This is a genomic window from Pseudonocardia sp. DSM 110487, from assembly GCF_019468565.1.
GTDB lineage: Bacteria > Actinomycetota > Actinomycetes > Mycobacteriales > Pseudonocardiaceae > Pseudonocardia.
Window position 1 is genome coordinate 8,331,633 of record NZ_CP080521.1, and the last position, 23,125, is coordinate 8,354,757.

Here is a 23,125-nt window from a genome sequence, read left to right on the forward strand (position 1 = left end):
ATCAGTGCGCACCGTCCTCCTCGACCTCGACGGCACCCTCGTCGACTCGGCCACCACGATCGTCGATCACCTGACCGCGGCCCTCGCCGAAGTCGGCTTCCCGGTGCCCGACGCCGCGCGGTTGCGCCGTCTCGTCGGCCCGCCGTTCGAGACCGCCCTGCCCGAGCTCGGCCTGACCCAGGACCAGACGGCGGCGGCCATCGTCGCGTACCGCAGCTCGTACGACGCGGTCGCGGCCACGATCACGCCCGTCTACCCGGGAATCCCCGCGCTCCTCGAGCGGCTGCGCGAGGACGGGATGCGCCTGGCCACCGCGACGTCCAAGCCGGAGGACCTGGCCCGCAAGATCGTGGCCGGCACCGGGCTCGCCAGCTACCTCGATCTCGTGGGCGGCGCCGACCACGTGGCCGGCCGGGTGGGCAAGGCCGCCGTCGTCGGCTCCGTGCTCGATCGGCTGGCGCTCGACCCCGCCCGCGACCCGGTGGTGCTGGTCGGCGACCGCCACCACGACGTCGAGGGCGCGGCCGCACACGGTGTGCCCACGATCGGCGTGACGTGGGGTTACGCCGAGCCCGGCGAGCTGTCCGGAGCGCGCCTGATCGTGGAGGACATCGACGAGCTCGCGAAGGCCCTCCGCGGCGACGCGGTCTGGTCGACCACGCTCCCGCGCGACGCGGCCTGAGCTCTGGTGCGGTGGCCACATTCGGTCGCCGGGTCTGGTCGGGCTGGTGCAGACCCGCAGTTGTTGTGGGGGCCTTCGGTGGCACCGGGCCCTCTTCAGTCGAGGCCGCAGGGCCTCGGTGGCGCCGCGCAGTGTGCGGGGCAGACGACGCGGGCAGGCCAAGGGCCTGCCCGATGGGGCGCGCGGCGCCACCGGAGGCGGTCTGAGCGGACATGATCGAGGCTTTGGCGCGGAAACGGGCGAAAACGGCCCGGGAACGCGCCGAAATGCTGATCAAGCCGCCATCCCGGGGACAATGCGGCGATCAAGGCGAAATGGTCGCTAGTTGATCTCCGATCGCGACCATCAGCCCTTGATCGCCGCGCTGACCTGCCGGTATCGGGTGCAGACGGTTGTTGTCGCGACCATGGACAACCGATACTGCGGATCATGGTGTCGGCGCCGGGGGTGGCGGCTCGATCTGACAACAGGCTCGCGTCAGGAACGGTGAACGTGGTGGTCACCGCACTACTTCACGGCTTGCGCGCGAGCCCGCCGTACTCGTCGACGGGCGCCGCGATCGGCGGCACGGCCGTCGGCCGCTCGGGTCGCCACAGCGGGGCCGACACGAACCCCGGCTCGACCCACTCCAGCCCGTCGAAGAACGTCGCGATCTCCGCAGGCTCGCGGTTCAGGTAGATCGGACCGCCGGTGTTGCCGTACTGCTTCTGCGCTTTCAGCTTCGCTTCGCTCGCGGTGCCGTCGCCGATCGCGAGATAACTACCCGGCGGCACGTGGTCGAGGATCCGCCTGACCAGCGCGCGGGCCTCGTCGGCGTCGTGGATGTGCCCGAGCACGCCGAGTATGAGCACGGCTACCGGCTCGGTGAAGTCGAGGATCTCCGCCGCGCCCCTCACCAGGCCGTCGACGTCCCGGATGTCGGCGTCGAGGTACCTGGTCTCCCCCTCGGGCGTGCCGACGAGCAGCGCCCTGGCATGGGCCAACACGAGCGGGTCGTTGTCGACGTACACGACGCGGCTGTCCGGCGCGACGCGTTGTGCGACCTCATGGGTGTTGTCCGCCGTCGGCAGGCCGGTCCCGATGTCGAGGAACTGCCGGATGCCGACGTCACCGGCCAGGAACCGCACCACGCGCTGCAGGAACCCACGTGCCTCCCGCGCGTTCACGGTGATCTGCGGGTACAGCGCCGCGAAGGCGTCGCCCGCTTCCCGGTCGACGGCGTAGTTGTCCTTACCGCCCAACCAGTAGTTCCAGATCCGGGCGGAGTGCGGGATGGTCGTGTCGATCCCGGTACCGGTGAAGGCGTCGGTCGGCTCCTCGCTCACAGCACCATCCTGCCGTCGGGCGCAGTCCGGCTCCACCTCGGGCCGATCATCTTGCTGGGCTCCGCCGGCAACCGCCAAGATCGAGCCACCTTCCGCCCCGACCTCTCCCGGGATGCTCTCCATGAGACGAATGACCGGCCTCCGCGCCGCGTCCCTTGCCCTGCCACTCGCCGCGGCGCTCGCGCTCGCCGCGTGCTCGGGAGGCGAGACGGTCCCCGCAGCGGGACCCGCCGCCTCGGCCGCGCCACCGGGCGGCCCTCTCGACCTCACCGGGGCCTGCCCCGCCACGGTCGTCATGCAACAGGACTGGCAACCCGAAGCCGAACACGGCGGGATGTACAGCCTCGTCGGGCCGGATCGCGTCATCGACACCGACGCCAAACACGTGCGCGGATCACTCGTGGCACAAGGCGTCGACACCGGCGTCGACATCGAGATCCGACCCGGCGGCCCCAACGTCGGATTCCAACCCGTACCCGCCGTCATGGCCCTCGACGACAGCATCGTGCTCGGCACCGTGAACTCGGACGCGGCGATCGCCGCGGCCGCAGGCCAGCCGACCGTCGCCGTCGTCTCACAGCTGACCACCAGCCCTCTGATGCTGATGTGGGACCCGGCATCCCACCCCGGCGCCCAGACACTGCGCGACGTCGCGGCGAGCGGCGTTCCCGTGCTCACGTCCGACCCCGTCATCACCGCGCTGCTGGTGGAACAGGGGATCATCACCTCCGCCCAGGTGGACACCAGCTACGAGGGCACCCCGGCGCGGTTCGTCTCCGAGCCACGGATCCTGCAACAGGGCTTCGCCACGGCGGAGCCCTACCTCTACGAGCGGGAGATCCGCGAGTGGGGGCGGCCGGTGGGCTACCAGAAGCTGGCCGACCTCGGCTACTCGGTCTACCCCTCTCCGCCGTCCGTGCGCGCCGACCGGCTCGAGCAGCTGCGGCCGTGCCTGCAGAAACTGGTGCCGATCATGCAGCGGGCCCAGATCGACTACCTGACCGAGCCCGGCCCGACGAACGCGCTGATCGTCGAGCTCACCGAGGCCTACCAGACGGGATGGACCTACTCGTCCGGCGTCGCCGACTACGCGGTGCGGACGATGCGCGAGCAGGGCCTCGTCACCGACGACCCGGCATCGGGCGTGTTCGGGCAGTTCGACCCGGCCCGCATGCAGCAGGTCGCCGACACCTTCGGCTCGATCCTCCGGTCGCAGGGCACGATCACGGATGTGCCGGACGCGGCCGGCCTCTACACCAACGAGTTCATCGACCCGGGCATCCGAATGGGCTGACGCACGAGTCGGGGTCAGTCGGCGGACGGGGACTGCACCCAGCCGTAGCTGCGGTTCACCGCCCGACCCCAGTTCTCGTGCTCGCGGCGGCGCAGTGCGTCGTCCATCGCGGGCTCCCACGCGGCGGCGCGGTGCCAGTTGGCGCGCAGCACCTCGAGGTCCGGCCAGTACCCGACGGCGAGCCCCGCCGCGTAGGCCGCCCCGAGCGACACCGCCTCGGAACCGAGCGGGCGCTCCACCGGCACGTCGAGGACGTCGGCGACGAACTGCATCAGCAGGTGGTTGGCCGTCATCCCCCCGTCGACCTTCAGGCGGGCGACCGGCACGCCGGAGTCGGCGTTCATCGCGTCGACGACCTCGCGGGTCTGCCAGCCCGTGGCCTCCAGCACCGCGCGGGCGAGGTGACCGCGGTTGATGAACGAGGTGAGCCCGACCATCACGCCGCGGGCCTCGGGGTGCCAGCGGGGCGAGTAGAGGCCGGAGAAGGCCGGGACGATGTAGCAGCCGCCGTTGTCGGGAACGGTGCTGGCAAGCGTCTCGATCTGAGCGGCGGTGCCGATCATGCCGAGGGAGTCGCGGAACCACTGCACCAGCGAGCCGGTGACCGCGATCGCGCCTTCGAGCGCGTACACCGGCGTGTCGCCGAACAGGTAGCCGACGGTCGGGATCAGGCCGTGCGTCGACTCGGCGAGCCGATGCCCGGTGTTCATCAGCAGGAACGCCCCGGTGCCGTAGGTGCACTTGATCTCGCCGGGCGCGAAGCAGACCTGGCCGACGAGCGCGGCCTGCTGGTCGCCGAGCGCCCCCGCAACCGGTACTCCGGGCAGCAGCGTGCCGCAGGTGCCGTACACCTCCGCGTTCGGGCGGATCTCCGGCAGCATCCGCCGCGGCACCCGCAGCACGTCGAGCAGCTTGTCCGACCACTGCAGCGTGCGGACGTCCATGAGCATCGTGCGGCTCGCGTTCGTGACGTCGGTGACGTGCCGGCCGGTGAGCCGCCAGATGAGCCAGCTCTCCATCGTGCCGAACAGCACGTCACCCGCCTCGGCGCCTTCGCGCGCCCCTGGCACGTGGTCGAGCAGCCAGCGCAGCCGCGGGCCCGCGAAGTACGTGGCAGGCGGGAGCCCGCAGATGGACGTGATCAGCGGCGCGTGCCCGTCCTCGACGAGCCGCGCGACGATGCCGTCGGTGCGCGTGTCCTGCCAGGTGATCGCCCGCGCCAGCGGCACGCCGGTGTGCCGGTCCCAGATCACGGTGGTCTCGCGCTGGTTGGCGATGCCGAGCCCGACGATGTCGTCCGGGGTGAGGCCCGCGCTCTTGAGGGCGGCCGGGACCACCCGCGTGACGTTGCGCCAGATCTCCGCCGCGTCGTGCTCGACGAGCCCGGGCCGCGGGTAGTGCTGCCGGTGCTCCCGCTGGGCGACGGCCAGCATCCGCCCGGCGCGGTTGAACAGCAGACACCGGGTGGAGGTGGTGCCCTGGTCGATGGCGGCAACAACGCGCTCACTCACGGCGCCTCCTCGGGTCGGGGGAGTTCAGGACTCATGGGCTCGCCATCAGTGCCGCCGAGATCTCCCGCGCCGCGGCCACCAGCTGCTCCGCCAGCCACGGGCGGAGTTCGCCGCCGATGCCGTAGAGGTCCTCCACCGGGCCGACCACCCCGATCGCGCCGACCACGATCCCGCCGCTCGCCCGCAAGGGCGCCGCCGCGCCGCCGACGCCCGACTCGTACTCCCCCGTATCGCTCGCCCACCCCCGCCTTCTGGCGAGGGTGAGCTGCGCCTCCAACGCGGTGACGGTGACGCAGGTGCGCCCGGTCCAGCGCTGCAGGTCCAGATCGCGCGCGGGTGGGGTGGCGACAGGCGAGAACGCGAGCAGGCATTTGCCGAGCGCGCTGGCGTGCAGCGGCTGCTCCTCGCCCGTGCGGATCCGCTGCGGCGTGCCGTCGGGCCGGAAGACGTGGTGCACGAGCCGGACCGCGCCCTTCGCCGGGACGCCGAGGTGCACGGCGAGGCCGGTGCTGCCGGCGAGCGAGTCGGCCCAATTCATGGCGCGGGCACGCAGGTCGTGCCGGTCCCAGCCACCGCGGCCGAGCTCGTGCAACGCCGAGCCGAGCCGGTAGCGGGACGAGACGACGTCCTGGTCGACGAAGCCGACGTCACGCAGCGTGCGGATGATCCCGTGGGCGGTGGGCCGGGGCAGGTCGAGCGCGGCCGCGAGCTCGTTCAGCCCGAGCGGCCGGTCGGTGCTGCCCAGCAGCCGGAGCACGGCTGCGGCCCGCTCGATGGACTGGATGGCACCAGGCACCCCGCGACTCTACGGCAGCGGATGTGATGTTCGTCCGATCGGCGGTTCGACAATGCCGAACACTGGCCGTTGACCGCCCTCTCCGGCCTGCCTACCGTCCGCGACACCCCGCATCCGAGCGGGTGCATCGAGGGGAGGGCTTCAGCGGTGAAGAACTCATACATCGGGGAACTGATCGCAGAGTTCCTTGGAACCATGATCCTCATTCTCTTCGGCGTGGGTGTGGTCGCGCAGGTCGTGACCAACCCCGACGGCGCCATGGGCGACCACGACTCGATCGCCTGGGCATGGGGAATCGGCGTGATCCTCGGCGTCTACGTCGCCGGGCGCGTGTCCGGCGCCCACATCAACCCGGCCGTCACGATCGCGCTCGCGGCATTCAAGGGTTTCCCGTGGCGCAAGGTGGCGCCGTACTGCCTCGCGCAGACGCTGGGGGCGTTCGTCGCCGCGATCATCGTGCGGTTCGTCTACGCCGACCTGATCGCGAGGATCGACCCCAACCACACCATCGCGTCGCAGGGCATCTACTCGACGTTGCCGGGCAACGGGGTCGAAGGCGCCAACGTCACGATCGCCACGGCGTTCTTCGACCAGATCGTCGGCACCGCGATCCTCGTGTTCGTGGTGTTCGCCCTGATCACCGCCGCCAACAACCCGCCGCTGGCCAACATGACGCCCGTCGTCATCGGCCTGCTCGTCGTCGGGATCGGCATGGCGTGGGGCGCGAACGCCGGCTACGCGATCAACCCGGCCCGTGACTTCGGGCCCCGGTTCGCGTCCTGGATCACCGGATACGAGACGGCGATGTTCGACCAGAACGGCAATCTCTACTTCTGGTTGCCGATCGTCGCGCCGATCATCGGCGGACTGATCGGCGGCGCGGCCTTCAAGTACCTGGTGGAGCGCTACCTGCCCGCCGAGGCCCCGGAGGTCACCCTGGAGCCCACGCCGTCCGAGGCCACTCCTACCGCGGAGTCCGCCGAGCCGAAGCACCAGCAGCAGTCCTAGCCGAGCAGCGGAACTGCCCCAACGAAGAGGAGAGACGCATGGCCGACTTCGTCGGTGCCATCGACCAGGGCACCACCAGCACCCGCTTCATGATCTTCGACCACGGTGGGAACGTGGTGGGCAGCCACCAGCTCGAGCACGAGCAGATCTTCCCGCAGGCAGCGTGGGTGGAGCACAACCCCGTCGAGATCTGGGAGCGCACCACCGCGGTCGTGCAGACCGCGCTCAACAAATCGAACCTCAGCTCGTCCGACCTGGCCGCGGTCGGGATCACGAACCAGCGCGAGACGTCGGTCGTCTGGGACAAGAACACCGGGCGCCCGCTCTACAACGCGATCGTCTGGCAGGACACCCGCACCGACCGCATCGCCTCCGCGCTCGACCGCGACGGGCGCGGCGACGTCATCCGGCAGAAGGCCGGCCTGCCTCCGGCCACCTACTTCTCGGGCGGCAAGATCCAGTGGATCCTGGAGAACGTTGACGGGGCCCGCGAGGCGGCCGAGCGCGGCGACGCGATCTTCGGCAACACCGACACGTGGCTGCTGTGGAACCTCACGGGCGGCCGGGACGGCGGCGTACACGTCACCGACCCGACCAACGCGAGTCGCACGATGCTGATGAACCTCGAGACGCTCGACTGGGACGATGAGCTGCTCGGCTTCTTCGGCATCCCGCGCTCGATGCTGCCGCAGATCCAACCGAGCTCGAACACCGCCGGCTACGGCACGACCCGGGCTAACGGCCCGCTGGGCGGCGAGATCCTGCTCACCGGCGACCTCGGTGACCAGCAGGCCGCCACCGTCGGGCAGGTGTGCTTCGCCCCCGGCGAGGCGAAGAACACCTACGGCACCGGCAACTTCATGCTGCTCAACACCGGTCACGAGCTGGTGCGTTCCAAGGCTGGGCTGCTGACGACGGTCTGCTACCAGTTCAACGACGACCGGCCGGTCTACGCGCTCGAGGGCTCGATCGCCGTCACCGGGTCGGCGGTCCAGTGGCTGCGCGACCAGCTGGGCATCATCTCCGGCGCCGCGCAGAGCGAGGCGCTCGCCCGCCAGGTGGAGGACAACGGCGGGGTGTACTTCGTCCCGGCGTTCTCCGGGCTGTTCGCCCCGTACTGGCGGTCGGACGCGCGCGGCGCGATCGTCGGTCTCTCCCGGTTCAACACGAACGCGCACCTCGCGCGGGCCACGCTCGAGGCGATCTGCTACCAGAGCCGCGACGTGGCCGAGGCCATGGAGCAGGACTCGGGCGTCCGACTGGAGGTGCTGAAGGTCGACGGCGGCGTCACCGCCAACGAGCTGTGCATGCAGATCCAGGCGGACGTGCTCGGCGTGCCGGTGAGCAGGCCCGTCGTCGCGGAGACCACGGCCCTCGGCGCCGCGTATGCCGCTGGGCTGGCGGTTGGGTTCTGGAAGAACACCGACGAGCTGCGCTCCAACTGGAACGAGTCGAAGCGCTGGCAGCCGCAGTGGAGTGACGAGCAGCGCACGACCGGGTACGAGCGCTGGAAGAAGGCTGTGACCAGGACGTTGGACTGGGTAGACGTCCACTGAGTGCTACAGCGGCGCTTCGAGAAGGGAACCACCATGAGATCGGTCGCGCTCTCCCCGCAGGCCCGTGAGGCCGCGCTCGACGCGATGAGCTCGACCGAACTCGACGTGTTGGTCGTCGGGGGCGGCGTCGTGGGCAGCGGTGCCGCCCTCGACGCCGCCACCCGCGGCCTGTCCGTCGGGCTCGTCGAAGCGCGTGACTTCGCCTCGGGCACCTCGAGCCGGTCGAGCAAGCTGATCCACGGCGGCCTGCGCTACCTGGAGATGCTCGACTTCCGGCTCGTCGCCGAGGCGCTGCAGGAGCGGGGGCTGCTGATCCAGACGCTCGCGCCGCACCTCGTGAAGCCCGTGCCGTTCCTCTACCCGCTCACCCACCGCGGGTGGGAGCGGCTCTACGCGGGCACGGGCGTCGCGCTGTACGACGTCCTCGGCCTGCTGTCCGGCCGCTCCCGCGGCGTGCCGGCGCACCGCCACCTCACCCGCCGCGGCGCACGCAAGATCGTGCCGTCGCTGCGCAAGGACGCCCTCGTCGGCGCGCTGCTCTACTTCGACGCACAGGTCGACGATGCACGGCACACCATGTTCGTGGCCCGCACCGCCGCCGCGTACGGCGCGCACGTCGCGTCCCGGGCGCGGGTGACCGGCCTGCTGCGTGAGGGCGAGCGGGTCACGGGTGCCGAGGTGCACGACCTGGAGTCCGGCCGCACACTGCGGGTCCGGGCCCGGCAGGTCATCAACGCCACCGGGGTGTGGACCGACGAGACGCAGGGCCTCGTCGGGGAGCGCGGGCAGTTCCACGTGCGGGCGAGCAAGGGCATCCACCTCGTCGTCCCGCGCGACCGCATCCGCGGCGACAGCGGGCTGATCCTGCGCACCGAGAAGTCCGTGCTCTTCGTCATCCCGTGGGGCCGGCACTGGATCATCGGCACCACTGACACCGACTGGAAGCTGGGCCTCGCCCACCCCGCCGCGAGCGCCGCCGACATCGAGTACCTGCTCGACCACGTCAACGCCGTGCTGGAGCAGCCGCTCACCCACGAGGACGTCGAGGGCGTCTACGCGGGATTGCGACCGCTGCTGTCGGGCGAGTCGGAGTCCACGTCCAAGCTCTCGCGCGAGCACGCCGTGGCGCACACGGTGCCGGGCCTGGTCGTCGTCGCGGGCGGGAAGTACACGACCTACCGCGTGATGGCCAAGGACGCCGTCGACGCCGCGGTGCACGGGCTGCACATCAAGGTGCCGCCGTCCGTCACCGAGAAGGTCCCGCTGCTCGGCGCCGACGGCTACGAGGCGCTGAAGAACGCGGCCCCGCTGCTCGCCCAGCAGTACGGGGTCCACGAGGCGCGCATCCTGCACCTGCTGGGCCGCTACGGGTCGCTGATCCACGAGGTGCTGCAGCTCGTGGTGGCCGACCCGACGCTCGGCGAGCCCCTTGCGGGCGCGCCCGACTACCTCCGCGCGGAGATCGTCTACGCGGCCTCGCACGAGGGTGCCCGGCACCTCGACGACTTCCTCGCCCGCCGCACCCGCATCTCGATCGAGACATTCGACCGGGGCGTCGGGGCGGTTGAGGAGATCGCGCGGCTCGTCGCACCCGTCCTCGACTGGAGTGACGCGCAGATCGAGCGCGAGGTGGAGCACTACCGCAAGCGCGTCGAGGCGGAGCGGGAGAGCCAGAAGATGCCCGACGACGAGACCGCCGACGCCGCCCGGATGGGCGCGCCGGAGGTCGTGCCAGTGGTCTAGACGTCACCCGTCCGGTTGTAGGAAAGATGTAGGGCCAGGTGTTCATGCAGTACTACTTGAAGGTATGACCGACGAGAAGCCCGCACGGGGTCGCGAACACATCGACCTGTCCCGCGACCCCACCCCGGGGGTGGCCGACCACGCCGCGGCCGAGGGCGCCGAGCTCGACCCGCTGATCGACCTGTCCCGCGATCCCAACCCCGGGGTGGCCGACCACGCCGCACCGGAGGACGACGAAGGCTCGACCGGGCGGCACCACCGGGTTTAGTCCTCGTCCCATACGCCGAGCAGGCTGACCAGCACGAACACCTGCACTGTCAGCGGAAGGCCAGGCAGCTCCGCCTCGGCCTCGCCGAACCAGGCGCTCGTGCGCCGGACCGCGCCGACGGGCTCGCCGTCGCGCACGAGCACCTGGTCGCGGCGCCACGGTGAAGGTCGCTCGAACGCGTACACGTCGCCGCCGACCTCCACGGTCCAGGTCGAGCGGCCGACGCCATCGGCGAGCGCGACGAGCCGGCCGGACTCGTCGCGCAGCCGGTAGCGCCGGCCCGTCCACCCGCCGCGCGCCACGTCGTAACGGTGCCCGCCGAGCTCGAACGTGCCGCCGCCGATGAATGCGGACGGCTTCCACGTACAGATCGGGGTGTCGTCGCGGGTGATGTCGTAGCGGGTGCTCAGCAGCCCTGCCCGGGACGCGCGCAGCACGATGCCACCCCACCATTCAACGCCGTGATCCGCCAGCCCCACGCAGCTTCTCCGAATGTGCCGGATCTGCTCTCGACCGCTGTTGGCGCCGTGATCGCTGGAATCGGGGACATCAGCACACCCGGCAGGGGGGCCGAGATGGCGCTGAGCGCGGTTCGGCGAAGATCGAAAAGCGTTGGCTGCCACCTCGGCGGGCGCGGTTCGTCACCGACCCGTTCCCACGCGGAGCACACCCGTTGTCCAACCGGGACTTCTCGGCCTCCCGCCCGCGTTGGGGTGGGCGTGCGCAGCGACGTGGATGTTGTGGTCATCGGAGCCGGGCAGGCGGGGCTGTCGGCCGCCTACGGGCTGCGCCGGGCCGGCCTCGCCCCCGGCTCCGGCTTCGTCGTGCTCGACAGCGAGGACGGGCCCGGCGGCGCGTGGCGGCACCGGTGGCGCACGCTGCGCGTCGACAGCGCGCACCGCATCGCGAGCCTGCCCGGGCTGCCGTTCGAGCCCGCCGACCGCACGCGGCCGGCTGCCGAGATCGTGCCCGCCTACTTCGACGCGTACGAGCGCGTGTTCGACCTGCAGGTGCGGCGCCCGGTGCGGGTGGGCGCGGTCCGCTCGACCGGCCCGGATCTCCAGGTCGAGACGGACGCGGGCACCTGGACCACTCGCGCACTGATCAACGCCACCGGCACGTGGACGCGACCGTTCCGGCCGCGCTACCCGGGTGCGGAGGCCTTCCGCGGCCGGCAGCTGCACACGTTCGACTACGCGGGGCCCGAGGAGTTCGCCGGCAAACGCGTGGTCGTCGTGGGCGGGGGAACGTCCGCGGTGCAGCTGCTGATGGAGATCGCCACCGTCGCCGGTGCTACGGCGTGGGTCACCCGGCGCGCGCCGGTGTTCCACGACGGGCCGTTCGACGAGGAGTACGGCCGCGGCGTCGTCGCGCGCGTCGAGGAGCGGGTGCGGGCCGGGCTGCCGCCGCAGAGCGTCGTGAGCGTCACCGGGCTCGCGCTGACCCCTGAGGTGCAGGCAGCGCAGGCGGCAGGTGTGCTGAACCGGCTGCCGATGTTCGAACGGATCACCCCGGACGGCGTCGCGTGGGCAGACGGCGGCTCGGTAGCCGCCGACGTGATCCTCTGGGCCACCGGCTGGCGCGCCGCACTCGGCCACCTCACCCCACTGCGGCTGCGCGCACCGGGCGGCGGCATCGCGGTCGACGGCACGCGAGTGCTCTCCGACCCGCGCATCCACCTCGTCGGGTACGGGCCCAGCGCCAGCACGATCGGGGCGAACCGCGCCGGGCAGGCGGCGGCGCGGGAGGTCGTGGCACTCCTGCGAGAGCCGGCAGCGGCGTAGCCGAATTCCGGCCCGGACCGTCGGTGCCGCCTGCCACTCTGACCGCCATGACGGCCGTCCCCCCGCAGCGACCACACCACCTGCTGACCGTCGCCGAGTTCGCCGCGTTCCACGACGCCACCGAGGGGCGCTTCGAGTTGCAGGAGGGCAACATCGTCTCGTCCCCGAGCCCGACGCCCGAGCACCAGTTGTGCCTCAAGGAGCTGCAGATGCAGCTCACCCCGCAGGTGCCCGAGCACATGGCGCTCATCCCCGAGGTGGACATCGACCTCGCCCTGACGCCATCCCACCGACCCGGGTTCGTCCGAATCCCCGACCTGGTGGTGGTTACGCGCAAGGGCCTCGCACGACGGCGGGCCGAAGGCGGCCTCCTGCGCGCCGACGAGGCGGTGCTCGCGATCGAGATCGTGGCGGACGGCTCGCGACGAACGGACCATACGATCAAGCACGGCGAATACGCCGACGCCGGTATCCCGCACTACTGGATCCTCGAACTGGACGATCGACCGGTGCTCATCGCGTGCCACACGGCCGGGGAGTTCGGTTACGTCGACGCCGCCCCGGTGGGCGGGACGTTCAGTGCCGAGGACCCCTTCCCCGTGCGGCTCGATCTCGACCAACTCCGCTGACTCCGGAAACCGGCAATCCCGCCTCCCAGCCTGATCTGCCCACTACAGTGTGTCGCCGTGGGGGTGCAGCGAGCGGTGCTCGGGATCCTGATCGTGGTGCTCACCGGCTGCTCGACGGGAGGCCAGGCCTCCCCCGCCGATCCACCGACCACAGAAGAAGCCGCCCCCACCACCGTCTCGCTCCCACCGCGGCCTCAGGACGTCCCGATCGACGACGTCGACCCCTGCACACTCCTGACCCGCGAACAACGGGCGGAGCTGCAGCTGGATCAGCCGCCGCAACCTCGCAGAGAACCCTCGGTGCTGTACCCCGGCGACGTGTCGCGATGCTCGATCGGAGGCAGTGAACCAGCGATCTCCATCAGCATTAGCGCAGTCACGACGGCGGGAATTGAGTTCTTCACGACAGGGCAGACCGCCTCTGAGGTCAGGCTCATCGAGCTTGCCGGATTCCCGGCTGTGGTTGCTGCACCCGTACATACAGATGACTCGTGCAAAGTCCTCATCGACACGGCACCTGGCCAGATGGTGGATGTCCAAGCGAGGTCCGCCGGCGCAAATCCACCGATCCCGGAGGAGCAGCTCTGCCGCGATGCAGAGCGGGCCGCAAGCCTGGTGTTGGACACCCTGCTCACCTGACGCTGGGCAGAAGCGTTCACGATCGCGAACGATCGTCCGCGAACCACCCCTCATGCTGAGTACGGAGCTGTAGCGTCGGCGCTCGCTAGCTTATGAGGGGAACGCATCGTGTCGAATTTGCTTCGAGTGGACCCGCACCGATTGACCGCAGTCCGCGAGGCCTATGACAAGGCTCTCAGCGAGCTGCGCCCGCAGCTCGACGACCTGGCTGAAGCGGGGCATATCAAGACCCCATGGCTAGGTGACAGCGTCAGCAACGAGGTCAAGGACACCTACAATCGCGTGGTGATGACGTCGGAATCCGGCACCTACCAAGCGATGGTGCGGTACGAGATCGAATTGACGGCGATTCGCGACCACATCGCGGAGGTGGAGAAGGCCTACCTCGCGGGCGACAGCGCGATCGCCGAGCGGACGCCACGGATGGCCTGACCAAGCACCGATCCGGACGGTGCCACCCGCGACGGCACACCGAGAAGCCGCGGCCCGGCCGGGTGCGCGGTTCCAGCACAGGAGTCCGTGAGCACAAGGGGGAATGCGAATGCCCGGGATCATCCCTCCGGGCCCGGGTGGCGTCGACAAGGCGGCGAACTCGGGCCAGGTGATCGCCGAAGGGGACGGCAACCGGTGGGAGGGCGCCACCCACGACGAGATCTGGGCGATGGTCCAGCAAGGCGACCCGGTGGCGGCGTCCGAGGCCGCGTCGTTCGCCTGGATGAAGACCCAGTTGCTGATCCAGAGCATCGAGGAGCGGCTGACCGCCGTGGTCTCGGGCACGGCCGCGGACTGGGAGGGGGCGGCGGCGAACGCCGCGCGCGGTGCGGTGTCGACGCTCGGTCAGTGGGCCATCGACGGCGCCGCCGGTGCGCGCGGCATCGGGCAGACGCTGCTCGACCAGTCGCACGAGGCCCTCCACGTGCGGCAGCACATGCCCGAGCCGAGGACACAGGCGCTCAGCGCCGAGTGGGACAAGTTCTGGATGGATCCCGGCTACGTCGTCGAGAACGTGTTCGACGGGTTCGCCGACCTGCGCGCCCTCGAGGAGCAGGCCGACAACGATGCCCGCCGGGCCCGGGATCTGATGACCCAGTACGAGACGCGGTCTCGCGGCGACAACATTCCCCGACTGCAGGAGATGACGCCCCCGCCGCAGGTCACGGTGGAGATCGGGCCGGCGACCGCGCCCGCAGGCGGGCCCGGGATCACGGCGCCCGGCGGTCCCGTGCCAGTCGGGCCTGCCGGTGTCGCGCCGGTGGCCCCGGCGGGCACGCCCGGCGTCCCACCTCCCCCGGTCGGCGAGGTACCGACCCCACCCGCCGCGGTACCGCCCGGTGCACCTGCCGCAGTACCCCCCGGCGGGCCCGGCACGACACCCACCGCGCTGCCGCCCAGCGGGCCGGGCGCGACACCCACCGCGGTACCCCCGGTGCCACCCGGGCAGGCGCCGCCCTTTCCCACGCCAGGAACGGGCAATGCCAACACGCCCCCCGCGACACCCCCCGCGGCGCAACCGGCGCCCTTTCCCACGCCCGGGACCGCCGGCCCCGGCAACCAGGCCGCGCCGCTCCCGACCGCTCCGGGCTCGCCGCTGCCGCCCGGTGCCGTCATCCCCCCAGGACCGAGCACGACCACCACCCCGCTGCCGCCACGACCCGGCGGCACCGGCCCCGGCGGCACCGCGCTGCCCAGGCCGGCGCCCGGCTGGCGGGACGTGGTCCAGGGCAACGCGGGCGGGCCCGGTGGCCGAGGCGTTCCGGACGCACCGCTCCGATCGGCGCCGTTCGGGGAACGGGCATCCTCGGGCGTCGCCGAACCGGCCGCGCGCCCCGCCGCCCCGCGCCCCGGCGTCCACCCGGCACCCGGCATGTACCCGCCCGTCGCAGCCGGGATGGGCGCGGGCGGGCAGGACCGGGAGCACCGCCGCGCACCGTTCCTGATCGACGACACCGGCGCCTTCGCCGACGACCGCTGGTTCCCTCCCGCGGTGATCACGCCCGACACGTAGCGGGATCGACGGCTCTCACACCACACTGCACCCTAACCACTCCGTCCGTAGTATTCGGCGCGGAGTAATCGGAGTGGAGTGATCGGGGGCTCGGCGGTGACGACGGTGACCCCACTCGGCATCTCCGTGCTGGCCCTGCTCGCCGAGCGGCCCATGCATCCCTACGAGATGTACCGGCTGCTGCTCGAGCGGCACGAGGACCGGCGCGTGAAGATCCGGCCCGGCTCGCTGTACCACACGGTGGACCGGATGGCCGAGATCGGACTGGTGGAGGCGACCGGTACCGAGCGCGACGGAGGCCGGCCGGAACGCACCACATATCGGATCACCGACGACGGCCGGGAGGCCCTCGCGGAGCGGATCCGCACGCTGCTGGCCGTCCCCGTGAACGAGTACCCGCAGTTCCCGGTCGTCCTCGGCGAGGCGCACAACCTGCCGCGGCACGAGGTGATCGAGCTGCTCAGGGCGCGGACCAGCCGGATCGAGGTCGAGCTCGGCGAGAGCGCCGCGCTGCTGCGCGCCGCCGCCGACCGGCAGGTCGAGGAGGCCTACCTGCTCGCCGCCCACTACCTTCACGAACAGCTCGCCACGGAGCTGGGCTGGCTCACCGACCTCATCGGCCGGCTCGAACGCAAGGAGCTGCGATGGCCGGACGAGGACACGGCGTGAACCCGCCCGGCAACCCGTGGCCCGCGCTCTGGGCGCTCGTCATCGGGTTCTTCATGATCCTGGTGGACGCCACGATCGTGTCCGTGGCGACGCCCGCGATCATGGCGGACCTCGGCGCCGACGTCGCGTCGGTCGTGTGGGTCACCAGCGCCTACCTGCTCGCGTACGCGGTGCCGCTGCTCGTCACGGGGCGACTCGGCGACCGGTTCGGCCCCAAGCAGGTCTACGCCGTCGGCCTCGTGGTCTTCACGCTGGCGTCGCTGTGGTGCGGGCTGACCGCGAACGTCGAGCAGCTGATCCTCGCGCGGATCGTGCAGGGCCTCGGCGCGTCGATGATGAACCCACAGACGATGGCCGTCATCACCCGCACGTTCCCGCCCGACCAGCGCGGCCGCGCGATGAGCCTGTGGGGCGCGGTCGCCGGCGTCGCCACGCTCGTCGGCCCGATCCTCGGCGGTCTGCTCGTCGACGGCCTCGGCTGGGAATGGATCTTCTTCGTCAACGTGCCGGTCGGCGTGGTCGGCCTCGTCCTCGCGCTGCGGCTCGTGCCGGACCTGCCCACCCACGTCCACCGGTTCGACCTGCTCGGCGTGCTGCTGAGCGGGGTTGGCCTGTTCCTGCTGGTGTTCGGGATCCAGGAGGGGCAGACGTTCGACTGGGGTCCGATCGTCGGGCCGATCTCGGTGTGGTCGCTCATCGTCGCCGGGATCGTCGTGCTCGCCGGGTTCGTGTTCTGGCAGGTGCGCAACCGGGGCGAGCCGCTGCTGTCGCTCGCCCTGTTCCGCGACCGCAACTTCAGCCTCGCCAACGCCGCGATCACGACGGTCGGGTTCACCGTCACGTCCATGTCGTTCCCGCTCATGCTGTACGCGCAGGGCGTGCGCGGGCTCACCCCCACGCAGGCGGCCCTGCTCCTCGCCCCGATGGCGGTGATCTCGGGGGTGCTGGCGCCGTTCGTCGGGCGGCTGACCGATCGCCACCACCCGCGCTACATCGCCGGCATCGGGATGGCCTGCTTCCCGGTGGGCCTGTTGTGGCTCGCGGCGGCGCTCGCGCCCGGGGCACCGATCTGGCAGCTGCTGCTCCCGCTCGTGCTGATCGGCACCGCGAGCGCGTTCGTCTGGGCGCCGATCGCGAGCACCGCCACCCGCAACCTCCCCATGGCGCACGCCGGCGCAGGCGCAGGCGTCTACAACACCACCCGGCAGGTCGGTGCCGTGCTCGGCAGCGCGGCCATCGCGGCGATGATGGAGACGCGCCTCGCCGCGCTCCTGCCGAGCATGTCCGGCGACGCGGAAGCCGTCACGCACCTGCCACCCGCGCAGCACGCCGCCTTCGCCACCGCGATGGCGCAGTCGCTGCTGCTGCCCGCCGGCGTGCTGCTGGCCGGGCTGGCCATGGTGCTGTGCTTCGCGCGGCCGGTCCACATGCGAAAGCAGCCCACCGGTGCTGCCGCGGTCGAGGGCCTCGCCTAGCGCCGGCGCCGGCGCAGCCAGATCCCACCGGCGACGATCGCGGTGAGCGACAGGACGAGGACAGCAGGCAGCCCCATGAGCATCGACGTCGCCATTCCGAGGACCCCGATCACGACCACGAGGATCGGCAGCAGCCGCGACGTACCGGTGCGCGGTGGCGGCCACCGCGAGAACCGGCCGGCGAACTCGGGATCCTCCTCCCGCAGCCGGCGCTCGATCTCCTCGAGGCGGCGCCGGTCGTTCTGGTTGAGCATCGCATCGTCTCCCCGACTGGACCCCGCGCACTCCCACCGGCCGGGGTGATCGGCGAGTTCCCGCAGGCGGGCCGATCAAACCGTGCGCTGATCGGATTCGGGTCGCCCCAGTACTCGTCGGGCGCAGGGTCGTATGCGGGGCGTGGCGAGCGCGCTTCCGGGAGACGACCGGGTCTGCGACGATGCTCGCCCCCACGACACGGAGGTAACGATGCCTTCTCGCCTCAACCCGTACCTGAGCTTCGACGGCAACGCGCGGGCGGCCATGGAGTTCTACGTCGACGTCCTCGGCGGCAGCCTGACGCTGAACACGTACGGCGAGTACGGCGACCCGGACGCCCCGGAGGCCGACCGGATCATGCACGGGCTGCTGGAGTCGAGCAGCGGGTTCACGCTCATGGGCGCCGACTCGCCGCCGGGCGTGCCGCTGGATCGCGGCAACGACGTGGCGCTGAGCCTCAGCGGTGACGACGTCGACGAGCTGCGCGGCTACTGGGAGCGGCTCTCCGAGGGCGGCACCGTGAGCGTCCCGCTCGAGAAGCAGATGTGGGGCGACGAGTTCGGCATGTGCGTCGACCGCTTCGGCGTGCGCTGGATGGTGAACATCAGCCAGCCCGTCACCTGACGGACACCGGTCGCGGCCACGTCCGCCGCGAGTGGTGAACTCTTCGCCGCGGGACCGCGTGTCCCCACTGGCGGACCACACCGGGTCCGCGTGACCCGGAGGTGCGCGAGAAGATGGTCCTGCGACGCCGGGCGGACACCGAGACGGAGCCGGCGCGGTGGCGTCCCATCGCGGCGCGGCTGGTCACGGTGATGGCCGCCCTGCTCGTGCTCACCGCCCTCGTCGCGCCTGACTCGATCACCGACCTCGTACCGGCCGCGTTCCTGCGGCTGCCCGTCGAGGCGCTCGTCGGCGTCGCGGTCCTGCTCGTGCTTCCCGCTCGGGCGCGCCGGGCCGTGGCGCTGGTCGGCGGCGCCGTGCTGGGTCTGCTCACCGTCCTGAAGATCCTCGACATCGGCTTCTCCGCGGTACTCGCCCGCCCGTTCGACCCGGTGCTCGACTGGGCCCTGCTCGACGACGGCCTCGGCTTCCTCGGCTCATCGACCGGCCCGGCGGGGGAGGTCGCCGCGGTCGCGGCCGCGATCGGTGTCACCATCGCGGTGCTCGTGCTCGTGACGCTCGCGGTGGCGCGGCTGGCGCGCGTCACCGTCCGGCACCCACGGCCCGCGACCCGCGCCGTCGCCGTGCTCACCCCCGTCTGGATGGCGTGCGCCGTGCTCGGCGCGCAGGTCGTGCCTGGGGTGCCGGTCGCGTCGGCAGCTGCCGCGATCGCTGCCGAGCAGCGGGCGGTACAGGTGCCGACCAGCCTGCTCGACCAGCAGGAGTTCACGGCGGCGCTCACCGCCGACCCGTTCCGCGACGTGCCCGCCGACCAGTTGCTCACCGCGCTGCGCGGCAAGGACGTCGTGCTCGCCTTCGTCGAGAGTTACGGGCGCAGCGCGATCGAGCGCCCCGAGCTCGCCGGACCGGTCACCGCCGCGCTCGACGCGGGGAGCGCGCAGCTCGCGTCCGCCGGGTTCGCGGCCCGCAGCGGCTTCCTGACCTCACCAGTTGCGGGTGGCAGCAGCTGGCTCGCGCACGCCACGATGCTGTCCGGGATGCGCATCGCCAACCAGGCCCGCCACGACGCACTCATGGCGAGCGACCGGCTCACGCTCGTCAGCGCCTTCGCCGAGGCCGACTGGCGGACCGCCGCCGTCATGCCGGGCACTACGGGCGAGTGGCCGGAGGCGCGGTTCTACGGCCACCAGCGCGTCTACGACTTCCCGGCCCTCGGCTACCGCGGCCCCGACCTCGGCTGGGCGAGCGTGCCCGACCAGTACACGATGTCGGCCTTCGAGCGCGCGGAACACGGGCAGCCCGAGCGGCCGCCCGTGTTCGCCGAGATCGCGCTCGCGTCGAGCCACGCCCCGTGGCCGCTCATCCCGCCGGTGATCGGCTGGGACCAGGTCGGCGACGGTTCGATCTTCCAGACGTTGGCCACCGGCGAGCCGCGCGACGCGGTGTGGGCCAAGGGCACCGAGGCCGTCCGCTCCGCGTACAGCCGCTCGATCGCCTACTCCCTCGGAACGCTCACATCGTGGGTGCAGAACTCCGGCGACGACGACCTGGTGCTCATCGTGCTCGGCGACCACCAGGCCGCTCCGATGATCATCGGGCCCGACGCGGGGTACGACGTCCCCATCTCGATCATCACCCGTGACCGCGGGGTCCTCGACCGGGTCGACGGGTGGGGCTGGGACGACGGTCTGCGGCCGAACCCGCAGGCCCCGGTCTGGCCGATGGAGGACTTCCGGGATCGCTTCCTCACCACCTTCGGCCCCGGCCCGACGCCCGAGTCGCACTGACGATCGCCACTTGGCCTGCCGCTACTTGGCGGCGTCCCCCAGTAGCGACATCGCCTGGGCGGCGCGGAAGTACTTGTTCTTGCCGAGGTCGCCGACGGTCTTGACGTTGAAGGCCTGCTTGAGCGCGTCGGCGTCTCCATCGCTGACACCGGCGAGCGCGCTCACCGGGGCCTTGAGGACCTCCTCGAGCGACTTGTCCTCCCACTCCTTGTCCAGCAGCTTGGCCAGATCCGCACTGACGGCCACGGTTCTCCTCCTCGAAACGGCGGTTGGCTGCGCCGACGAAGATCGCATCGTCGGCGCCACGACTAGGGAGCACTAGGTACCCGATCGACGCTCGCGGCATTCAGGGCGAGCGATCACGGTCGGCGTCCGGCGGCGCCGAGCGCTTCGACGAGGACGTCCGCGAGCAGGCGGGCTCCGTCGCCGGGCTCGTCGAGGTCGGGGTCGTAGATCGCCAGGTCGAGGCCCGCCACCCGTGGGTCGCTCAGGAGCGGCACGAGCGTCTCGACGAGCTCGGCGGGCTGCAGGCCGCCCGGGTCCGGGCTGTCGACCGCCGGCATGACGGACGGGTCGAGGACGTCGGCATCGAGGTGCACCCAGATCCGGTCGACGCCGGGAGCGATCGCCCCGAGCGCACGCGTGGCGGTCGCGCCGCACCCGGCGGCGAGCATCTCCTCGACCGTCGCCAGTACGGCGACCGCCTCCCGCGCCGCCGCCAGCAGCGGGTCGCCGGGCTCGTGCATGCCCAATGCGGCCGTGTCGGTGTCGCGGACGTAGGGCCGCAGCCCGTCGATGTCGGTCAGGTCCGGCTGCCCGCGGCCGGTGACCAGCGCGAGCCCTTCACCGGCCGCGGCGCCGACGGACGGCGAGTTGCCCGGGTGCCGGAAGTCGGAGTGCCCGTCGATGTACACCAGGCCGGGGCGGCCGCGGCGGCGCAGCCCGAGCAGCGTGCCGAGCAGGACGCTGCAGTCGCCGCCCAGTACGAGCAGGAACGAGCCGGGTGTCGCGGACCGGTCCACGCGGTCGGCCAGCGCGACGGAGTAGCGGGCGATGGCGGCCGCGTTGAACACCCCGTCACCCTCCGCCCAGCCGCCACGGTCGTAGCGGGGCGGGGTGACCACCCCGCCGTCCAGGGCGCCGAGCCGCGCGAGCAGGCCCTGGTCCCGCAGAGCGCCTGCGAGCTTGTAGCAGCCGGGCACGGTGCCGGGGCGCGGCGGCCGCAGCCCGAGGTTCGACGGTGCGTCGACCACGACGATGCTCATGCGCCATAGGGTGGCACCTGTGAACCGAGCGCTCGCGGTGCTCACGGCCGGCGCGTTCCTCACGCTGGTGATCGCGGTCGTCGGGGCGGGCGGCCCCATCGCCGCGCTGCCGCTCGGCGCGGCGTACACGCTGCTGAGCGTCGGCGGCTTCTGGTGGGTGAGCCGGCGCGCGCGGCCGGCATTGTCGGCGGCGTACGTCGCGGTCCAGCTCGCGCTGGCCTTCACGACCTTTGCGCTCCAGCCGAGCGTGGCCACCACGCTCTTCTTCGTGGTCCTGGTCAGCCAGTGCGTGCTGGTGCTCCCGCGCCCCGCCACCGCCGCGGTCGTCCTGCTCATCCCGTTCGCGCACGCGCCGATGGAGTCGTGGCAGGCGGCGCTGCGGGAGGGGGTCGGCCTGTTCGCGTCCGTGTTGTTCGCCGCGCTCATCACCGAGCTGCTGCGTCGGGAGCAGCAGCTGCGCCGCGACCTGGCCGAGGCGCACCAGCAGCTGCGCGACTACGCCGCGCAGGCCGAGCGCCTCGCCACCGCCCAGGAGCGCAACCGGGTCGCCCGCGACATCCACGACGGGCTCGGCCACTCGCTCACCGTCGTGCAGATGCAGGTCAAGGCCGCGCGGGCGGTGCTGTCCTCCGACCCGGCGAAGGCCGACGACGTCCTCGCCAAGGCGCAGCAGCTGTCGGAGGATGCGCTGGGCGCGGTGCGCCGATCGGTGCACGCCCTCCGCGAACCGCGCGCGACCGGCCCGCTCCCCGAGGCGCTCGGCGCGCTCGCCGAGGAGGCGTCGGCGGCGGGTGTGCCCACCCGGCTCGACGTGTCGGGCACGCAGCGCCCGCTCCCCGACGACGCGCGGGAGGCGCTGTACCGGGCCGCCCAGGAGGGCCTGACGAACGTCCGCAAGCACGCGCGCGCCGGCCGTGCCGACCTGCTGCTGCACTACGGCGAGGCCGCCGTCCGCGTGGAGGTCCGCGACGACGGAGTGGGTGGTGAGGCGAGTTCCGCCGGTTTCGGCCTGATGGGGCTGCGGGAGCGGGCCGCCCAGCTCGGCGGGCGGCTGCACGTCGAGTCGGCTCCTGGTGCGGGCTGCACGCTGTCGATGGAGGTGCCGGGGTGACCGTCCGGGTTCTGCTCGTGGACGACCAGGCCCTCTTCCGGGAGGCCCTCGCAACGCTGCTCGCCGTGCACGAGGGCGTCGAGGTGGTTGGCGAGGCGGGCGACGGTGACGAGGCGCTGCGCAAGGCCGCGGAGCTCGTGCCCGACGTGGTGCTCATGGACCTGCGCATGCCCGTGCTGGACGGCATCGGGGCCACCCGCAGGCTGCGCGTCGAGCAACCGGAGGTCCGGGTCATCGCACTCACCACCTTCGACGACGACCAGGACGTGTTCGCTGCGCTGCGCGCGGGCGCGGTCGGCTACCTGCTCAAGGACGTCTCCTCGGCGCGGCTGGTCGAGGCCGTGCACGCGGCCGCACGCGGGGAGTCGGTGCTACAGCCGTCGGTGGCGGCGAAGGTGGTGGCCCGGTTCGCGCAGCTGCCCGACACGGATGCGGAGGCGCGCCCGCAACCCCTGGTCGTGCCGCTGTCGGACCGCGAGCTGGGCGTGCTCCGCCTGCTGGCCGACGGCCGCAGCAACCGGGAGATCGCCGCGGAGCTGTTCCTCGCAGAGGGCACCGTGAAGAACCACGTGACGAACGTGCTGGCGAAGCTCGGCGCCCGCGACCGCACGCAGGCGGCACTGCGCGCCCGCGCCCTCGGGTTGCTCTGAGCTGAGGGGGTCATGCCGAGGTCATGACCCCGGTCCATGACCTCCGGCA

At 71.9% G+C, this 23,125-nt stretch carries 24 protein-coding genes; 17 read left to right on the forward strand and 7 right to left on the reverse strand.

Annotation, left to right across the window (positions count from 1 at the left end):
* Nucleotides 1–4 precede the first annotated feature (4 nt).
* Nucleotides 5–682 (forward strand): HAD hydrolase-like protein, encoded by a 678-nt coding sequence (locus K1T35_RS39040; RefSeq protein ID WP_255621210.1) that lies wholly within the window; start codon nt 5–7, stop codon nt 680–682.
* Between the two features lie 512 nt (nt 683–1,194).
* On the opposite strand, the gene K1T35_RS39045 is transcribed toward K1T35_RS39040, so the two are convergent.
* Nucleotides 1,195–2,007 (reverse strand): SAM-dependent methyltransferase, encoded by an 813-nt coding sequence (locus tag K1T35_RS39045; protein WP_255621211.1) that lies wholly within the window; start codon nt 2,005–2,007, stop codon nt 1,195–1,197.
* 121 nt (nt 2,008–2,128) lie between these two features.
* Between K1T35_RS39045 and K1T35_RS39050 the strand changes: the two genes are divergently transcribed.
* Nucleotides 2,129–3,301, forward strand: a complete 1,173-nt coding sequence (locus tag K1T35_RS39050; RefSeq protein WP_220256715.1) for an ABC transporter substrate-binding protein — start codon at nt 2,129–2,131, stop codon at nt 3,299–3,301.
* Between the two features lie 14 nt (nt 3,302–3,315).
* On the opposite strand, the gene glpK (K1T35_RS39055) is transcribed toward K1T35_RS39050, so the two are convergent.
* Complete coding sequence (gene glpK, locus K1T35_RS39055; RefSeq protein ID WP_220256716.1) at nt 3,316–4,812, reverse strand: glycerol kinase GlpK; 1,497 nt, start codon at nt 4,810–4,812, stop codon at nt 3,316–3,318.
* A 31-nt stretch (nt 4,813–4,843) separates the two neighbouring features.
* Nucleotides 4,844–5,608, reverse strand: coding sequence for an IclR family transcriptional regulator (locus K1T35_RS39060; protein ID WP_220256717.1), 765 nt, complete (start codon nt 5,606–5,608; stop codon nt 4,844–4,846).
* Nucleotides 5,609–5,755: 147 nt separating this feature from the next.
* On the opposite strand from K1T35_RS39060, the gene K1T35_RS39065 reads away from it, so the two are divergent.
* From K1T35_RS39065 to K1T35_RS39080, 4 genes are all read left to right on the forward strand, one after another.
* Entirely contained in the window at nt 5,756–6,616 is an 861-nt protein-coding gene (locus K1T35_RS39065) for an MIP/aquaporin family protein (protein ID WP_220256718.1), read from the forward strand.
* Nucleotides 6,617–6,654: 38 nt separating this feature from the next.
* A complete protein-coding gene (glpK, locus tag K1T35_RS39070) occupies nt 6,655–8,172 on the forward strand; it encodes a glycerol kinase GlpK (RefSeq protein WP_220256719.1) in 1,518 nt (505 codons plus the stop codon).
* A gap of 33 nt (nt 8,173–8,205) precedes the next feature.
* The gene (locus K1T35_RS39075) at nt 8,206–9,915 is read left to right on the forward strand and encodes a glycerol-3-phosphate dehydrogenase/oxidase (protein WP_220256720.1); all 1,710 of its coding nucleotides are present in this window, start codon (nt 8,206–8,208) and stop codon (nt 9,913–9,915) included.
* Between the two features lie 64 nt (nt 9,916–9,979).
* A complete protein-coding gene (locus tag K1T35_RS39080) occupies nt 9,980–10,183 on the forward strand; it encodes a hypothetical protein (protein ID WP_220263321.1) in 204 nt (67 codons plus the stop codon).
* Here K1T35_RS39080 and K1T35_RS39085 read toward each other — a convergent pair.
* Nucleotides 10,180–10,662, reverse strand: coding sequence for a hypothetical protein (locus K1T35_RS39085; protein WP_220256721.1), 483 nt, complete (start codon nt 10,660–10,662; stop codon nt 10,180–10,182). The two genes, K1T35_RS39080 and K1T35_RS39085, sit on opposite strands and share 4 nt — an antisense overlap.
* Nucleotides 10,663–10,896: 234 nt before the next feature.
* Between K1T35_RS39085 and K1T35_RS39090 the strand changes: the two genes are divergently transcribed.
* The 7 genes from K1T35_RS39090 (at nt 10,897) to K1T35_RS39120 (ending at nt 17,384) form a co-directional block, all read left to right on the forward strand.
* Nucleotides 10,897–11,967, forward strand: a complete 1,071-nt coding sequence (locus K1T35_RS39090) for an NAD(P)-binding domain-containing protein (RefSeq protein ID WP_255621212.1) — start codon at nt 10,897–10,899, stop codon at nt 11,965–11,967.
* 47 nt (nt 11,968–12,014) lie between these two features.
* Nucleotides 12,015–12,596: a Uma2 family endonuclease gene (locus K1T35_RS39095; protein ID WP_220256723.1), complete on the forward strand. Its 582-nt coding sequence runs from the start codon at nt 12,015–12,017 to the stop codon at nt 12,594–12,596.
* Nucleotides 12,597–12,653: 57 nt separating this feature from the next.
* The gene (locus K1T35_RS39100) at nt 12,654–13,235 is read left to right on the forward strand and encodes a DUF3558 domain-containing protein (RefSeq protein ID WP_220256724.1); all 582 of its coding nucleotides are present in this window, start codon (nt 12,654–12,656) and stop codon (nt 13,233–13,235) included.
* A gap of 108 nt (nt 13,236–13,343) precedes the next feature.
* Nucleotides 13,344–13,667: a hypothetical protein gene (locus tag K1T35_RS39105; protein WP_220256725.1), complete on the forward strand. Its 324-nt coding sequence runs from the start codon at nt 13,344–13,346 to the stop codon at nt 13,665–13,667.
* Nucleotides 13,668–13,776: 109 nt separating this feature from the next.
* A complete protein-coding gene (locus K1T35_RS39110) occupies nt 13,777–15,240 on the forward strand; it encodes a hypothetical protein (protein WP_220256726.1) in 1,464 nt (487 codons plus the stop codon).
* Between the two features lie 105 nt (nt 15,241–15,345).
* The gene (locus K1T35_RS39115; RefSeq protein WP_220256727.1) at nt 15,346–15,909 is read left to right on the forward strand and encodes a PadR family transcriptional regulator; all 564 of its coding nucleotides are present in this window, start codon (nt 15,346–15,348) and stop codon (nt 15,907–15,909) included.
* The gene (locus K1T35_RS39120) at nt 15,885–17,384 is read left to right on the forward strand and encodes a DHA2 family efflux MFS transporter permease subunit (protein WP_220256728.1); all 1,500 of its coding nucleotides are present in this window, start codon (nt 15,885–15,887) and stop codon (nt 17,382–17,384) included. The genes K1T35_RS39115 and K1T35_RS39120 overlap by 25 nt, the downstream gene beginning before the upstream one ends.
* On the opposite strand, the gene K1T35_RS39125 is transcribed toward K1T35_RS39120, so the two are convergent.
* Nucleotides 17,381–17,638 (reverse strand): DUF3040 domain-containing protein, encoded by a 258-nt coding sequence (locus K1T35_RS39125; RefSeq protein WP_220256729.1) that lies wholly within the window; start codon nt 17,636–17,638, stop codon nt 17,381–17,383. The genes K1T35_RS39120 and K1T35_RS39125 overlap by 4 nt on opposite strands.
* Before the next feature lie 211 nt (nt 17,639–17,849).
* On the opposite strand from K1T35_RS39125, the gene K1T35_RS39130 reads away from it, so the two are divergent.
* Together K1T35_RS39130 and K1T35_RS39135 are read left to right on the forward strand one after the other, a co-directional pair.
* Nucleotides 17,850–18,263, forward strand: coding sequence for a VOC family protein (locus K1T35_RS39130; protein WP_220256730.1), 414 nt, complete (start codon nt 17,850–17,852; stop codon nt 18,261–18,263).
* Between the two features lie 113 nt (nt 18,264–18,376).
* On the forward strand, nt 18,377–20,050 hold the full coding sequence (locus K1T35_RS39135; RefSeq protein ID WP_255621213.1) for a sulfatase: 1,674 nt from the start codon (nt 18,377–18,379) through the stop codon (nt 20,048–20,050).
* A 21-nt stretch (nt 20,051–20,071) separates the two neighbouring features.
* Here K1T35_RS39135 and K1T35_RS39140 read toward each other — a convergent pair whose 3' ends face one another.
* Both K1T35_RS39140 and K1T35_RS39145 read right to left on the reverse strand, forming a co-directional pair.
* The gene (locus K1T35_RS39140) at nt 20,072–20,296 is read right to left on the reverse strand and encodes a hypothetical protein (protein WP_220256731.1); all 225 of its coding nucleotides are present in this window, start codon (nt 20,294–20,296) and stop codon (nt 20,072–20,074) included.
* Between the two features lie 113 nt (nt 20,297–20,409).
* On the reverse strand, nt 20,410–21,315 hold the full coding sequence (locus tag K1T35_RS39145) for an arginase family protein (protein ID WP_220256732.1): 906 nt from the start codon (nt 21,313–21,315) through the stop codon (nt 20,410–20,412).
* A 19-nt stretch (nt 21,316–21,334) separates the two neighbouring features.
* Between K1T35_RS39145 and K1T35_RS39150 the strand changes: the two genes are divergently transcribed.
* Together K1T35_RS39150 and K1T35_RS39155 are read left to right on the forward strand one after the other, a co-directional pair.
* Nucleotides 21,335–22,426 carry a sensor histidine kinase gene (locus K1T35_RS39150; RefSeq protein ID WP_220256733.1) on the forward strand — a complete coding sequence of 364 codons (1,092 nt, stop codon included), beginning with the start codon at nt 21,335–21,337 and terminating at the stop codon, nt 22,424–22,426.
* The gene (locus K1T35_RS39155) at nt 22,423–23,076 is read left to right on the forward strand and encodes a response regulator transcription factor (RefSeq protein ID WP_220256734.1); all 654 of its coding nucleotides are present in this window, start codon (nt 22,423–22,425) and stop codon (nt 23,074–23,076) included. The genes K1T35_RS39150 and K1T35_RS39155 overlap by 4 nt, the downstream gene beginning before the upstream one ends.
* The last annotated feature ends 49 nt before the right edge of the window (nt 23,077–23,125 follow it).

Bases quoted from the DNA above. Each gene is read 5' to 3' on its own strand.
- K1T35_RS39130 (WP_220256730.1), top strand. From the start codon at position 17,850: ATGCCTTCTCGCCTCAACCCGTACCTGAGCTTCGACGGCAACGCGCGG.
- K1T35_RS39145 (WP_220256732.1), bottom strand. From the start codon at position 21,315: ATGAGCATCGTCGTGGTCGACGCACCGTCGAACCTCGGGCTGCGGCCG.
- K1T35_RS39120 (WP_220256728.1), top strand. From the start codon at position 15,885: ATGGCCGGACGAGGACACGGCGTGAACCCGCCCGGCAACCCGTGGCCC.
- K1T35_RS39075 (WP_220256720.1), top strand. From the start codon at position 8,206: ATGAGATCGGTCGCGCTCTCCCCGCAGGCCCGTGAGGCCGCGCTCGAC.
- K1T35_RS39050 (WP_220256715.1), top strand. From the start codon at position 2,129: ATGAGACGAATGACCGGCCTCCGCGCCGCGTCCCTTGCCCTGCCACTC.
- K1T35_RS39095 (WP_220256723.1), top strand. From the start codon at position 12,015: ATGACGGCCGTCCCCCCGCAGCGACCACACCACCTGCTGACCGTCGCC.
- glpK (WP_220256719.1), top strand. From the start codon at position 6,655: ATGGCCGACTTCGTCGGTGCCATCGACCAGGGCACCACCAGCACCCGC.
- K1T35_RS39135 (WP_255621213.1), top strand. From the start codon at position 18,377: ATGGTCCTGCGACGCCGGGCGGACACCGAGACGGAGCCGGCGCGGTGG.
- K1T35_RS39125 (WP_220256729.1), bottom strand. From the start codon at position 17,638: ATGCTCAACCAGAACGACCGGCGCCGCCTCGAGGAGATCGAGCGCCGG.
- K1T35_RS39110 (WP_220256726.1), top strand. From the start codon at position 13,777: ATGCCCGGGATCATCCCTCCGGGCCCGGGTGGCGTCGACAAGGCGGCG.
- K1T35_RS39080 (WP_220263321.1), top strand. From the start codon at position 9,980: ATGACCGACGAGAAGCCCGCACGGGGTCGCGAACACATCGACCTGTCC.